Below are 15684 nucleotides of genomic sequence, written 5' to 3' on the forward strand. Positions count from 1 at the left end.
GTCAGGAAAAAACATGATTACAATTCTTTATAAAATGAAATCCTCAGAAATTTTCTGAGGATTATTTATTTAAAGCAAAAATTTTTCTTAAAAGTTCATTCCGATTCCTGCAGAAATTCTTCCGCCATCAGAACCATAGAAGTAATTTAATCTTGCTGAGAACATTTCAACAACGCTTAGCCAGAAACCTACACCTGCAGCCTGATGCCATTTGTCAGAGTTTTCGTTATCATTCCAAACTCGACCTACATCATAACCAATTAAAATACCCATGTTAGCAGGAATGATATTATTTTTTACCCTTCCAAAATCCCAACGTATTTCAGAGTTATTTGCAAAGTAAGACTTTCCTGAGAATCTTGTGTTCCTGAAAGCCCGCAGTCCATTATTTCCACCAATACTGGCAGCCTGATAGAATTCAAAGTTGTTATTGTTGATCCACATCACATTACTGGAGTTTGCAAAAACAAAGTTTCCTCTCTTATCAATTCGGTGATGGACATTTAAAGATCCATTTAAGGTTAGAAAATTTCTATCAAAATCAGAAATATTTGTTTTCCAATTCGCATTTGCAATTAATTCCAATCCTAAAGTAGGAAAGGCATTATTGTCAAAATTTTTGAAACTAAAGGTATAGTTAGCACCAGCAAACTGCTGACTTTTGAAAACTGCAGGATTTACATCCGGCGATTGGTCTACAAAACGGTCTCCATTTCTTTGAACTTTATTATCTTCGAATGTAAGCTGGAATTTATGTTCAAGATTGAGCCAGCTCTTTTTTGAAATTGAAGGTGCAAAATTGAATTTTGAGATTCTAGCTCTGTTATATTTTGTTTCAGTATTATCTTTATCATATTCACTTTCATTAGATAATCCGAAGAAGTTTTCTGAGAAACGCGGTGTTGTATATGCCGCATCAATATTAAAATCCCATCCTGAAATCGCTTTTTTAAAAATTCCTTTATAGACAAGGTTAAAACCAGCCGTATTTGTGTAAAAATTAGCCTTTAAACTATGTTTCTGGGTGTATGGGGCACGGATAAAGTTATTGACTGTATAGTTCGCTAAAACTCCTATGATAACCCCGTCATCAGGATTATAATCGGCATTAGGATATCCGGCAAAGAAATTGTATTTCGGATGTTTATAATTGTAGGTATTAATATCATAATCATCGGAAATATTCTTGGTAGCAGTATCCGCATTGTAGGTATTCTTCTGAGATTTAAAATCATAGATCTTTACCTTACTTCCGTTGCTTACATTGTATACATCATGATTATAACCGCCAATCAGTCGGATTGTCATTTTTGGCTTTCCTTCTCCCGATACCTCATAAATGTCATCGTCTTCAAGCCCGTAGATCCAGAGCTCTTTTGTTTTGTTGTCGTAATATGTTTTTTCAAATACCAACTCAGGATTTTCTCCTTTCTTATCCAGTTTGTATTGTTTAACTTCAACTGAATTTCCAGTTTTAGTAATAACAAATTTATCTTGATTTACTGTTCCTGCTAACGGAACTTTTTTCTGCAGTACATCATAATATTGACTTGCATAATCCTGTAATTTTTCCTTTCTGGATTTAAGCTTTCTCTGAATATCACTAATTGTTTCATCTTTTACCTCCTTAGGTAAATTATTAAAAGCCTCATTGATATCTGTATCTGTCAAATGTTCCTGGATATACTTTGCCTGCGTCACCCATTCTTCCTGTGTAGATCCTTTTAAGAATACCAGATCTAACGGGTAAGGTTCCATAGCCAGCCATTTTACATTCTGAATATCTTCTTTAAAGGTTTTCATGTGACGGATTGCTGGAACGTTCATAATTAATTTAAATGCGGCTCCATCATATTTACTGAAAGCCTGATCTCTATCCCTCGGAATAGGCTTGTAGATTACTTTGTCGCCATCCTTATATTCCGCCCATTTCCATTGATCAGAATGTCTGTCCCAGTCACCTAGCAGCATATCAAAAATTCTTGCTCTGATATAGGATTCTTTGTCGACGGAATATTTGTAATTTTTGCCAAAGTTCTTTATAACGTCATCTGTAGAAACAATATCTGTTGCATTATCAAAGGCTTGAAGTGTTTTAGGATCTGAAGAATAACGTTCCTCTATCATATACATTTCGTCACCGTAATGTTCATTATAATCTCCCAGAGCCTGTTGCTTCGGAATGTAGAATAATCTTGGATTGCTATGGAAGATATTCAGTTTATCAGCCATATTTCCAACTGCAAATGGAGTAAACGGATGATTGGTAGTATAGAAATCAAGTAAGAACTTATCTGGGAATGTATTATTGAGCTCATCACCAAAGGTACTTTTCTTAAAAGCCATATTATTCAGAAAACGTACTGCACTTTTCTTTACACCACGCATTACAAATTCCTGCCCGTCCTTTGCTCTAAGTCTTAAGCTGTTGGATTGATTTCCGCCACCTTCTCTAAAAGGGATATAGCCACCGTCTAATGTCGAAATATTAGCTGTTTTTGCTTCAATAGGGATTCCATAATATTTTCTGTAATGATCTCCCCAAAGCCATCTGTAAAACTTTCCTTTCTCCGTTAATTTTTTAGAATAAACAGTTGAGGATATTGTACTGGGAAAAGAATTTGGATAATTATTAATGAAAGGTTCCGGTTTGGAAATTACATTAATATGTGATAGTGTTTTTAGCTGATTATTTGTAGTCGAAAAATATTCTACATCAGAACTCTGATCTTTTCTGATATTTAAAACAGCAAAACCATTCCCACCATACGAAAAATCGGTTTTTTCTGCTATTGTTGCAGGATCTACTTTAGAGCCAGCACCACTTATAATTTGTCTGATATTTCTTTCAGAGTGGTATTGAAGGTTATGATCGTGTCCCGAAACAAAAATTACGTTCTCTTTGTCCTGAACAATACTTTTAAGTCTATTGGCTAAATCAGCATAATGCTGATTATTAATGTCCTCCATGCTGGCGCCTGAGGTATTCCTTAAGATATTAATAAGGGTTGCTATCCCAGGAGCTGGAATATTACCTTTAAAAGGAAAAAGATGAGATCTTGCAGAATTATAGCCTGCATGTGTTCCACTGCTGATGACAGGATGGTGCAGAGCAACAATAATTCTTTTACCCTGGTTCTTCGTGATCAGATCCTGAAATTCATAGAATAGATCATCACGGGTTTTGATCGTACAGTTTTTATTAATGCCGGGATATTGATCCCAATTAAGCAAAACCCATTCACTATCAATGACAATTAATTTGATATCATCAGTGATGTTGATATCATCAATTGGGCATGAATTTTTGGGTAGATAGGATTTTTTGTCGTTTAAATAATTTTTAACGAATTCTTCCTGGGCATTTAGACCATCCAATCCATGATACCAGTCATGGTTTCCAGGAATAACCAATGTCTTGCCTTTGAAATTTTTTGTGATAGCAAGTTGGTTTTCCATCTTTTCTTTTGCCAAAGGATAGTCTTTGTCTCCCTCTTTAGGCATTCCTGACGGGTAGATATTGTCACCCAGAAAAATAAGCATGGAATTCTTGTCTGCAGAATCCAATTTACTTTTAAGGAGACTCAATGTATTTTTCGCCTGGACTTCATCTGCATTGCCGGCATCACCGACTAGGAAAATTTTAAAGTCATTTTCAGATTTTGCGTCAGAATTTTTAACTTCTTGTAAGTTTTTACCCTTTTTTACGTTATAGGTAGCACAAGAATATAAGAGTCCTGATACCAACAAGAATCTAAATGGAACAGATATTTTTTTTAGATGGGTTTTAAAGGATAAATTCATAAATTTACATTAACTAAAATTCAGGAATGGATATTTTACAAAAAGTTAAAAATTATGTTGAAAGCTTATTCAAAGATAAGTTATCTTCGGTATATTTCTATCATAATTTTATACATACCACGTATACAGTCAATAAAGCCGAAGAAATAATGAAGAATACTCCAGTCTCTAAAGAAGACCAGGAGAAAGTGATATTGGCGCTTTGGTTTCACGATACGGGCTATATAGATTGTGCTCAAAATCATGAGGAGAAGGGTGTTGAGATTATGAAAAATTTTCTTGCAAATGAAAATTACCCGGAAAATTATATTGAGGATATTTCTAAATTGATTTTAGCGACAAAGATTAATTATGAGCCTCAGAATCTATTGGAAAAGATAGCTAAAGATGCAGATTGCAGCCATTTTGCCAGTCATGATTACAATGATATTTCTGATGCTTTAAGGAAAGAGTGGGAACTTACTAATGTAAGATGCTTTTCCAATGACGAATGGAATGCAGGAAATTTGGATATGTTGAAAAATAAACATCATTACTATACAGATTATGCAAAAGAAAACTGGGATCCTTTAAAAAAGAAGAACATCAAGAAAATAGAAAAGAAGTTGGAAAAAGAGGAAGAAAAAAAGGATGATAAAAAAGATGATAAAAAAGAGAATTCTGATAGTAAGAAAGAACCAAAATCAGATAGAAGTGTAGATACATTATTCAGAGTAACATTGAATAACCATACCAGACTAAGTGATATTGCTGACAGTAAAGCGAATATCTTACTTTCCGTAAATGCAATTATCATTTCTGTCTGCCTTTCGGTATTGGTTCCCAAATTGGATACTCCCAAAAATGCTCACCTTATCATTCCAAGTTTTGTTTTGCTGATATCAAGTGTTATGACAATTATTTTTGCCATCTTATCTACAAAACCCAATGTTACAAAAACTAAATTTACGAATCAGGATGTTGAAAACAGGAAGGTAAATCTTTTATTCTTTGGTAACTTCCATCAGATGATATTTGATGATTATCATAATGCAATGCGGGATCTTATTAAAGATAGGGACTACATCTATGATTCTATGGTAAAAGATCTATATTATCTTGGAAAAGTATTGGATAGAAAATACAAACTATTATCAATTACGTACCAGATCTTTATGGCAGGAATCATTATTTCTGTACTTTCTTTTGCATTTGCATTTCTTACGCTCTAATTATTAAATCTAGCTGAATATGATTGTAAGACAGCGTACAAATTGGCTGAAGATGTTATTTATATGGCGGGGTTCAGTGTTGAAGAAGATCATTGTTCAGCTGGTAGCTATTACTTTGTTTTCAATTGGAGTCTACCTTTTTAAGGGTAAAATATATGATTATAAGGTACATCTCAATCCTACTATTTTTACATTAATAGGTTTGGCTTTGGCCATTTTCATGGGATTTTGTAATTCAGCAAGTTATGATCGTTTTTGGGAAGGTAGGAAACTATGGGGATTGCTGGTCATTGAAACCAGATCATTAACCAGACAGGTCTTATCATTGGTAGACGATTCTGCTCCGGATGCTTCGGATAAAAAAAAAGAAATTGTAAAAATGATTTCGGCATTTTGCTGGTCTTTAAATTATCAGTTAAGGGATAAATCAGGAACAGAGCATCTTTCCCGTTTGCTTTCTCCTGAATATGAACAAAAATTAAATGGTAAGAAATTTATTCCCAGCATTATTCTGGGTTTCATTGCAGATTGGCTGAAAGAACAGAATAAAAAAGGAAATATTGATACCATAGTCATGACCTCTATGGATCAACAGCTGAATCAGTTTTCTAATATTTCCGGAGGTTGTGAGCGAATCTATAACACCCCTTTACCCTTTGCCTATAGTGTTTTATTACATCGGACCGTTTATCTGTATTGTTTTTGGCTGCCATTTGGATTGGTCGACAGCCTGGGCTGGATGATGCCGCTCATTGTTCTTTTAATCAGTTATACTTTTATTGCATTAGATGCTATTATTCAGGAAATAGGTGAGCCTTTTGGAGAGGAAGAAAATGATCTTGCCCTGAACAGTATCTGCAGAACGATTGAGTTTTCTATTTTTGAACAAGCTGAAATTCCTCAAGGTGAATTGAAAAAGCCAGATACTTATTTTATAGACTAGGTTTTTAAACTAAAGAAACCCTCAAAGCCAATAATCCTGTAATTCCCTGAAGGTCTTCAACTTTTAAAAACTCAATGTCAGCCTGAAGAATTTCTTTTTTCTGTAGCTTATTGATATATTGAAGATATTCTTTTTGATTTTCCATTCCAAAATAAACGATAGTGATTTTTCCAGGGCAGGTTATCCTTTCAGTAGAGTTTTTAATATGGGCTTTGTCTATTCTTTTTTTGATGATCTCATAATAAGAATTATAAGCTCCATCCACATCGAAACGCTTTTCATCCATTCGGAAGCGGATATCTATTTTTTCATTGTAGACAAAAATTAATGAGGCAATATCCAGTGGGATGGGAAGATCCTTTTTAAAGGTTTGAATTTCCTGTTCCATTCTGCAGATGGTTTTCAATTGCCAATATCTAAGCTGGTGAACTACTTTTGATGTATAATGAAGGTCCGGAGAGATATTAGGACCAATAAATAAATTATGCTCCACACCATCTGATTTAAATCTTTCATAATAATGAGGAAAGATCAACTGCGCTTTAGCCTGACTTTCATCAAGCATATCTGCGAGTTTTCTGTTGATTAAGGTAATAGAGTCGTCCAGACTTTTTCTGCTGTTATAAAACAGATCAGTTTGGGTAAAAACCTGTCCGAAATAGTCTGAAATTTGTTTTTTTATCTCCTTAGTTGTTCTTACTTCCAGTTTACCTTGCAGATAAGGATGAATTTCATCACGTAATAGTCTTTGAAAACGTTGTTCCGTATCCGCTTTTATTTCATTATTGAGTTCATTTTCAAAAATTTCCAAAGCCAATAAATATTTCTCGGAATCTGAATTGATCACAGAGAAAATATCATGAAGGCAGTCTATTTGTCTATTTAGATCTTCAAGCATCAGATTAAACCTTTTTTCTGATGAAGAACGGATATCCGAGAAACCAAATAATGGGGTGAGATTTTTAAATGAAATCTGTTTTAAAGTATATATTTTTTTTGCCAGAGAAGCATTGAAATACTTTTCGGCTTCATTTCTGAACTTCCATACCACACTGTCATGAATAGAGGTATATTCACGCTGAATAATGGCTTCTATCTGATAATTCTTTTCGAAACTAAATCTATTGAGAGAGAAAAGAATCATTTCAGTAAAAAACACAAGTTTTTTTAGCTTTAATCCATTCAAACTGTTTGGAATTGGAGAGGTAAATTCCATGATTGCCAGTAATTCATTATCTTTCATAATTGGAATTACCATGAAACTGTTGATATTATTTTCTTTTAGAATACTGAAAGAAGGTTGATTCTTTATTTCCTGCTCCATTTTATCAACGTTCGAAATAACAATTGCTTTTGAATTATTATTTAAATTTTCAAAAGTATTCTTCCGGGTTTCTTCATCAAAAGTATTAATCCAGAAATCAAGAATATGATTGGTAAAAAGATTTTCATATATAGGAATTTTATCCAATCTCTGATCTTTTTTGTTAAAAAGCATTAATCCGAAATTTAGTTGGGCAACATCAAAATAAGATTTAAAGATCTCAATTAAATTTTCATCTGGTGCCAGGTTTTCAGGATCTATTTGTATCATGCTGGATTTGAGATCCGATAATGCAACTTCCGTTGTACAATCTACCAATGAAACAATGGTGAATCCCTTCAGAATCCATGATTTTGGAGGGAAATATTTTTTCCAAAGTCTGAAATCATCTAAATTTTCCAGTAACATGTCCAAAATATCATCAGTCGGTATTTGAGCCTTTTGGGTTGGATAAATATCGGTAAAATCCGAATTAACAGTTATCTTATAATGCTTTATGATTCCCTGTTTATTAGGAATATCATAATACAAAGGCATCGTACTTCTAATATCTTTTTTAAAATAACTCTGTACAATCAAACAGCAACAGAATACATAAAATTCATCGTCACCAATATTTCTAAGCTCTATTTCAAAGTCCTTTCCGGCATCTTTAAGAATGTCTTTAAACCTTTCTGTATAATTAAAAGTAACTTTAGAAAGTGGAATACTTGCCGCTTTTATTTCATTATTTGTTAAGCCCGTTGGAAATAAATCTGCCAGCAAAAGCCGGATAAGTTCTTCATGTTTTTCCAATAATGAAACATCCTGGAAACCATCTTTAAGCTCCTGGAATTTTTTTGTTTTGTCAATTAGAGACTCTGCATAATTTACCCGGTACTCCAATCGGTCATTGTATTTAATATGTTCAAGAACATCCAAATATTTTTTGAATGATATGATAACCTGGAACGGGGCGTCTTTTTTGTAAAGATTTGACAATGCTGAAAATTATAAAGTAAAGTTATAAAAAAAGCACAACTTTATGTTGTGCTTTTATATTTTTATGTTGATTCTTACAAACCAAACTGTTTAGCAAACATGTCCGGGAAAACACCTAAAATAACAATTGAAGCAATGATAACTACAGCAACAATATTATAGGTGAGTGTAACTTTTTCTGAAGTTTTGAATGTTGTTTCTTTAAAGAAGAACATCGCAATAATTAATCTCAGGTAATAGGCAATTGAAACTGCAGAACCTAAAACAGCTACCAATACTAAGAATGCTGCTCCATTCATTGCCTGAGAGAATAGGGCAAATTTACCCATAAAACCAGCTGTTAAAGGAACTCCTGCCATTGAAAGCATAGAGATTGCAGCAACAGTTGCTAAAAGAGGTTCGGATTTTGCCAATCCTTTGAAAGCTCCAAAAGATGTTTCTCTTTTTAATTTTTCTACCCATATCAGACACATAAATACCCCAACAGTAGATAGTGAGTAAGCAAATAGGTAAAAAGCAAGGTTATAAGTAGAAAGGCTTGTCATTCCAAAGAAAACCAATCCGATATATCCTGCATGAGAAACGGATGAATAAGCTAACATTCTCTTTACGTTGGTCTGTGCAAGACCCATTACATTCGCTAAAAGCAAAGTGATGATCAGGAATACACCTAGTACATTGATCCATTCGTGAGTAACTCCGGCAAAGCCTATCGTCATCAATCTGAAGAATGCAAAAAATCCAGAGATCTTTACAACACTTGCCATAAAAGCAGTGATCAATGAAGGAGAACCATAATATACATCCGGGCTCCACATGTGGAAAGGTGCTAAAGCCACTTTAAATGCTAATGCACACAACATAAGGATCACTCCTAAGATGAACATTACATTTTTAGGATTAGCAGCCCCAAAGTCATGAATTTTATATAGATCGAAAGTTCCTGCACTACCATAAATGAATGTGATACCGAATAATAAGAATCCGGTCGCAAATGCACCCATCAGGAAATATTTTATCGAAGCTTCGTTTGATCTCAGATCAGTTTTATTAGCACCAGCCATTACATATAATGGAATAGAAAGAATTTCAATACCTAAGAATAGGGTCACTAAATTCTGGAATCCAAAAAGAATAATACCACCACAAAGTGCGAATAGCATTAATGCATATAATTCGGACTGATGGCTTCTATGGTTGCTGAATGCAAAACCTCCAAGAAAGAACAATAGTAAAGTAGTTACAATTGAGATTTTTGTGAATAGAGCAGTATTAGAGCCATATTCATACATGTGTCTGTAATGCTCAAAAAATGAACATTCAGGAAGGAAGCTAACATATAATGCAATGATTAACCCCAAAATCCCAATGTATCTTGCGAATTTCCCTTGTTCAAAAACTCCTGAAAATAACGCAGCAACTGCCGTTAGGAAAACAATAATTAAAACACTCATTTCTTAAAATATCAAATTAACTAACCATTGATTGGTAGATAAACTTTAACGAACTACTCACCATTTCGATTACCGGTTGAGGAAAGATACCAAGTACAATCACAAAAACCGCTAAACTAGCTAATACAGAAAACTCTACGCCTGATAGATCTTTTGCTGTACTTAATATTGCTTCATCTCCTTTCCCAAACATTGCTTTTCCGTAGAATCTCAATAAGTAAACTGCAGAAAGAATTATTGTTAAACCAGCAATAATAGAAGCTAATACGTTGAAATCGAAAATAGATTTAATCAAAATAAATTCTCCGATAAATCCATTAGTTAATGGAACTCCCATTGAACCTAACAAAATTAGTAAGAATAATACCGCAAATTTTGGAGCCACTTTCGCTAAACCTCCCATTTGTCTTATATCTCTTGATTTAAATCTCTTATATAAAATATCTGCACAGTAGAATAAACCGACCACATTAATACCGTGAGCAAAAGTCTGCACTAATGCACCTTCTGCACCTTCCGTAGTAAAGGTTCCTCTTAGCGTAACAACTGCTGAAGCAAAAATACCTGCAACCATTAATCCAACGTGAGAGAAAGATGAATAAGCAATAATTCTCTTCATATCATTCTGGATGATCGCAATCAGTGCACCATGGAGGATACCAACGATTGCCAGAATAATTACAATCTGCCCTGAGATTCCCATAATAGGAATTGGGGTAATTGGCAACAAGTAGCGGATAACACCATAGACTGCCATTTTCAGCATGATTCCGGATAACAACATCGATCCCTGAGTAGGAGAGTAAGTATAGGTATCAGGCTGCCAGGTATGAAATGGAAAGATTGGTAATTTCACTGCAAATGCAAAGAAGATAAACCAAAACACTACTGTTTGCTGAGTCTCATTAAGTGAAGCATTGTATAGATCTGTTAAAGCAAATGACGCAGAGTGATTATAAACATAAATCAATCCTGCCAACATGAATAGCGATCCTACAAATGTATATACGAAAAACTTCGTTGTAAATTCAAATCTTTTATTTTCCTGACCCCAAAGTCCGGCAATAAACCAGATCGGAATCAAAGTTACTTCCCAGAAAATATAGAATAATAAACCGTCTAAAGATGTAAAAACGCCTACAAGTCCGAACTGCATCAACAGGATAAGACCATAGAATGAATTTCTGTAGTTTATATTTTCATTAAAAGAAGATAAAATAATTATAGGCGATAGAATATTGGTCAACAATAGAAGAAGCATACTCATTCCGTCAATGCCGAAATGAAGAGAGCTTTTGATAAATTGTGACCAAGGATAATTGATCTCATGCTGTAATACACTATCTACTGTCGGAGTAAAATCAAAATCCGAAAGTATATAAAATGTAAGAAGCATTTGTACCAATGCGATTCCTAGCGCCAAATATTTGCTGGATTTATCTTTCCAAGCAAAAACTAATCCCGAACCTACTAGAGGTAATAGTAATAATGTTAATAATAAACCAGACATTATTGTAATATAAAGTTAACAATCAGTATAATTCCCACAGCTAAAGACATGATAAGAATGTATGTCTCAACATTTCCGTTTTGAATACGTTTCATAGATCTTCCACTATCTTCAGCACCTTCGCCTACGAAGTCTACAAAACGATCTAGAACACCCTTATCAAACATTTTACCCCCACGTCCTAATCCTTCAACAGTTTTTACAATTAATGCATTGTAAAGTTCGTCAATATATAATTTCTTAGCAGAAAGCTTTTCCCAGCCTGTATAATTCTGTTCGGGTAAAGCCATCTTTTTCTTATTTACATAAGTATTTTTAACAATGAACCAAACCGTGAAGAACATAACCACTGTTGCTGCTAAAAGTATCATTTCTGTATTAAAATCAACACCTGAAAGCGTTGCTTCCATTTGTTTGAAACTTTCCTCCGTAAGAACCGGTTTTAACCACTCCATTAATTTTGCATAATGACCGTGACCAATAAAGTGAGGTAAGTTGATGAAACCTCCGATTACAGAAAGTATAGCCAATACAACCAACGGTAATGTCATGTTCATTGGGCTTTCGTGTAAGTGATGTTTCTGCTCTTCAGTACCTCTGAACTCTCCATGGAATGTTAAATAGTACAATCTGAACATATAGGTTGCTGTAATGGCAGCTAGAATAAATAGCATTACCCAGTATACAGGATTTTTTGCAAATGCTGCAACTAAAATTTCATCTTTAGAGATCATCCCTGAAAGTAATGGAAATCCTGAGATTGCCAATGTTCCGATAAGGAATGTAGCATGGGTAATAGGAATTACTTTTTTCAGTCCACCCATAAAACGCATATCCTGCTCATTGCTCATAGCATGGATCACAGAACCAGCACCTAAGAATAATAAGGCTTTAAAGAAAGCGTGTGTCATTACATGGAACATTGCTGTTGTATATGCTCCTAATCCTAAAGCAATGAACATAAATCCAAGTTGAGAAACTGTGGAATAAGCCAATACCTTTTTGATGTCGTTTTGACGAAGTGCATAGAAACCCGCTAATGCTGCTGTTAAGAATCCGATTAATAAGATGCCATTCTGAACGGTAGGAGCTAAAGTAAATAAGAAGTTAGATCTTACTACCAAATAGATCCCCGCTGTTACCATCGTTGCTGCGTGAATTAATGCAGAAACAGGAGTTGGACCAGCCATTGCATCCGGTAACCATGTATATAAAGGAACCTGAGCAGACTTACCGGTAGCACCGATAAATAAACTCGCCGTAATAAAGATAATTACAGTTCCGTCCAATTCAAATTTTGAAGAATTTTGAGCTACTGAAAGGAAATCAATAGCGTTGGTCTGAGAAGCGATCATGAAAATACCGATCAATAAACCAAGGTCACCAATTCTGTTCATGATAAATGCTTTTCTTGCAGCTTTACCATATTCTTCATTTGTGAACCAGAATCCAATTAATAAATAAGAACATAAACCTACCCCTTCCCATCCGATGAACAAGATAAGGTAATTGCTTCCCATTACTAAAAGTAACATAGAGAAGATGAAAAGATTCAGATAAGTAAAGAACTTATAGAAACCTTTATCGTGGCTCATATATCCGATAGAGTACAAGTGGATCAATGATCCGATACCTGTAATGATCATGATCATCATTAAAGACAACTGATCGATCTGGAAACCAAAGTTTACCTGAACTCCATTTACTCTAAACCATTCAAAAGCTTTTACGATTATGGGTTGACTTTCAGAATTAAAACTCATAAAAATACTTACCGCAATACAGAAAGATCCGAAAACCGCTGCAGTTGCTAATCCTCCAACCAAAATTTTTGGAAGATTTTTCCCGAATAAACCGTTAATAAGAAAGCCTAAAAGTGGTAAAAGTATTATTGCATACACTAAATTTTCCATTCTTTATCCTCTTAATTTATTAAATATACTCACATCTACAGAACGGGTATTTCTATATAGCATAGCAATAATTGCTAATCCTACTGCTACTTCAGCAGCAGCAACCACCATAATGAAGAAAACTAAAAGTTGCCCATCGCTATTCCCTTTATACGCTGAAAAAGCAGCCAATAAAAGATTTGCAGAATTTAGCATAAGCTCTACACAACCCAAAATTACAATAGCGTTTTTTCTCAACAATACTCCCAACACTCCCAAACAGAATAATACTGAAGAAAGAATGATGAAATACTCTAAAGGGACGCTTTGTATAAATGTATTTACTTCTCCCATAATTTTATAAATCTTTTTTACCGATTAATACCGCACCTACAATACCTGCCAAAATTAGGATGGAAGCAAGCTCAAACGGTAAAACATATTCATTAAACAAAAGTTTACCCAGATTTTTAGTAAGACCAACTCCTCTGTCTACATTCTCTACTACAACATATTTGCTCTGTACTCCTCTGAATACCCCTAAAACACCAATCAATAAAAGGCCTGCTGTAAAAACACCAATGAATTTTAAAGTATTGTTCTTTTTACTTTCGTCTTCTTTATTAAGATTAAGCATCATCAGAATGTAAAGGAATAATACCATGATCGCTCCGGCATAAACGATGATCTGAATAATTGCAAGGAACTGGGCATTCAGAAGAATATACATTCCGGCAATTGAAAACATTGTAACAATTAATGACAAAATAGCATACAAAGGATTTTTTGCAAATACAAAGTATACTGCACTAGCCACTGCTAAAAAAGCCACCAAGAAAAATAAAAACTGATCCATTATTTTACCGCATTTTTTTGTTTCTCGGATTGTCTTGCTGTGATGTCAATCCTTTCATTTATCTTTTCAACTAATTTATCTTTTCCGTAGATAAAAGAACCTCTGTTGGTCTCTACATCCACTAATCTGTCTGTAAGATAGATAGCAGATTTAGGACAAGCTTCTTCACACATACCACAGAAAATACATCTTAGCATATTGATTTCATATACTGAAGCATATTTCTCTTCTCTGTAAAGACCTTTTTCTTCTTTTGTTCTTTCAGAAGCAGTCATTGTAATTGCTTCTGCAGGACAAGCAACAGCACACAATCCACAAGCTGTACATCTTTCCCTTCCTTCCTCATCTCTTTTCAGGACATGCTGACCACGCCAAACCTGAGCTCTTGGTTTTTGTACTTCTGGATACGAATACACTGCAGGAGCACCTTTTACTACGGTTCTTACAGCGTGCTTGAATGTAATCCCCATACCTTTGAAAATCGCTGGTAGGTAGATTTTCTCAGCAAGGGTCATTTCTTTATTAGAAACAACTTTTGATCTGTTAGTAAGTTTCATTTATTGTAATTTTTTTAGGCTGAAGTTGTATTCAGCATTAAAAATATATTCTTATCTATTCTAATGTCCGAATGCTAAAATTAAAGCTCCGGTAATAACAAGGTTTAAAACTGCCAATGGAATTAATGTTTTCCAACCTAAATGCATTAATTGATCATATCTAAATCTTGGAAGTGTCCATCTGATCCACATAAAGATCAGAATTCCAATTATCGTTTTAGATAAAAATGCTACAATACTTAGGATTCCGGCAATATTTTCACCCCAGTTTTGCGTTACCCACTCAATTCCCGGATAGTTATAGCCTCCAAAGAAAAGAACAACCATAAACGCATTTGAGATAAACATGTTTACATATTCTCCAAACATGTATAAACCCAACTTCATTGAAGAATATTCCGTAGAGTATCCTGTTACCAATTCAGATTCACATTCAGGTAAATCGAAAGGGTGTCTGTTTGTTTCTGCTAACGCAGCAACCATGAAAATAAGGAAGGCTAAAGGCTGATAGAAAATATTCCAGTTCATCCCATCAATATGAATAAGCCCCCACAGTTTTCCTGTAGTCTGTGTTTCAGTAATTGCTTTTAAATCTAAACTTCCTGTCATCATAATGATAGAAAGTAAAGCCAATCCCATTGCCAATTCATAAGAGATCATCTGTGAAGAAGCACGGATAGCACCTAATAATGAATATTTATTATTCGAAGCCCAACCTCCGATCATGATTCCGTAAACACCAATGGAAGCCATTCCAATAATGAAAAGTACCCCAACGTCAATATTGGCAACCTGAAGATCATAAGACATTCCGCCAATATTTAAGCTTTTACCCCAAGGAATAACTGCTCCTGTGATCAAAGAAATGAACATTACTAATGCTGGTCCTAATACGAAAAGAAACTTTTCAGCATTGGCAGGTGTAAAGTCTTCTTTAAAGAAAAATTTTCCACCGTCAGCAAGAGGTTGCAGTAATCCGAAAGGACCGGCTCTGTTTGGTCCAATTCTATCCTGCATGATAGAAGCAACTTTTCTTTCTGCCCAGGTAGAGTAGGCTGCTATCGTTAATGAAAGCAAGAAGAGCGCTAGTACAAGTATCAATTTAAATGTAATTAAATCCATTTTTTATTAGATGTTAGATATGAAAAGTTA

The 15684-nt window shown here is 34.4% G+C and carries 11 protein-coding genes; 2 read left to right on the forward strand and 9 right to left on the reverse strand.

Going from position 1 to position 15684, the window contains the following annotated elements; translation table 11 throughout:
• Positions 1–87: 87 nt before the first annotated feature.
• Positions 88–3804: a metallophosphoesterase gene (locus J7E44_RS09235; RefSeq protein ID WP_214828366.1), complete on the reverse strand. Its 3717-nt coding sequence runs from the start codon at positions 3802–3804 to the stop codon at positions 88–90.
• A gap of 26 nt (positions 3805–3830) precedes the next feature.
• Between J7E44_RS09235 and J7E44_RS09240 the strand changes: the two genes are divergently transcribed.
• Both J7E44_RS09240 and J7E44_RS09245 read left to right on the forward strand, forming a co-directional pair.
• Positions 3831–5015 (forward strand): Pycsar system effector family protein, encoded by a 1185-nt coding sequence (locus J7E44_RS09240; protein ID WP_214828369.1) that lies wholly within the window; start codon positions 3831–3833, stop codon positions 5013–5015.
• Between the two features lie 19 nt (positions 5016–5034).
• Entirely contained in the window at positions 5035–5958 is a 924-nt protein-coding gene (locus J7E44_RS09245) for a bestrophin family protein (protein WP_214828372.1), read from the forward strand.
• 4 nt (positions 5959–5962) lie between these two features.
• Here J7E44_RS09245 and J7E44_RS09250 read toward each other — a convergent pair whose 3' ends face one another.
• From J7E44_RS09250 to nuoH, 8 genes are all read right to left on the reverse strand, one after another.
• Positions 5963–8263, reverse strand: a complete 2301-nt coding sequence (locus J7E44_RS09250) for a GAF domain-containing protein (RefSeq protein WP_214828375.1) — start codon at positions 8261–8263, stop codon at positions 5963–5965.
• Positions 8264–8337: 74 nt separating this feature from the next.
• On the reverse strand, positions 8338–9717 hold the full coding sequence (locus J7E44_RS09255) for an NADH-quinone oxidoreductase subunit N (protein WP_214828378.1): 1380 nt from the start codon (positions 9715–9717) through the stop codon (positions 8338–8340).
• Between the two features lie 16 nt (positions 9718–9733).
• Entirely contained in the window at positions 9734–11227 is a 1494-nt protein-coding gene (locus J7E44_RS09260; protein WP_214828381.1) for a complex I subunit 4 family protein, read from the reverse strand.
• Positions 11227–13140, reverse strand: coding sequence for an NADH-quinone oxidoreductase subunit L (nuoL, locus tag J7E44_RS09265; protein ID WP_214828384.1), 1914 nt, complete (start codon positions 13138–13140; stop codon positions 11227–11229). Before nuoL ends, J7E44_RS09260 begins: the two co-directional genes overlap by 1 nt.
• A 3-nt stretch (positions 13141–13143) precedes the next feature.
• Positions 13144–13473: an NADH-quinone oxidoreductase subunit NuoK gene (nuoK, locus tag J7E44_RS09270; protein ID WP_214828387.1), complete on the reverse strand. Its 330-nt coding sequence runs from the start codon at positions 13471–13473 to the stop codon at positions 13144–13146.
• A 4-nt stretch (positions 13474–13477) separates the two neighbouring features.
• Positions 13478–13975, reverse strand: coding sequence for an NADH-quinone oxidoreductase subunit J family protein (locus J7E44_RS09275; RefSeq protein ID WP_214828390.1), 498 nt, complete (start codon positions 13973–13975; stop codon positions 13478–13480).
• On the reverse strand, positions 13975–14532 hold the full coding sequence (locus J7E44_RS09280) for a NuoI/complex I 23 kDa subunit family protein (RefSeq protein ID WP_089029007.1): 558 nt from the start codon (positions 14530–14532) through the stop codon (positions 13975–13977). The genes J7E44_RS09275 and J7E44_RS09280 overlap by 1 nt, the downstream gene beginning before the upstream one ends.
• Before the next feature lie 60 nt (positions 14533–14592).
• Positions 14593–15654: an NADH-quinone oxidoreductase subunit NuoH gene (gene nuoH, locus J7E44_RS09285; RefSeq protein WP_214828393.1), complete on the reverse strand. Its 1062-nt coding sequence runs from the start codon at positions 15652–15654 to the stop codon at positions 14593–14595.
• Between the last annotated feature and the right edge of the window lie 30 nt (positions 15655–15684).

The sequence above is a fragment of the Chryseobacterium sp. ISL-6 genome (genome assembly GCF_018613715.1).
Classification (GTDB): domain Bacteria; phylum Bacteroidota; class Bacteroidia; order Flavobacteriales; family Weeksellaceae; genus Chryseobacterium; species Chryseobacterium paludis.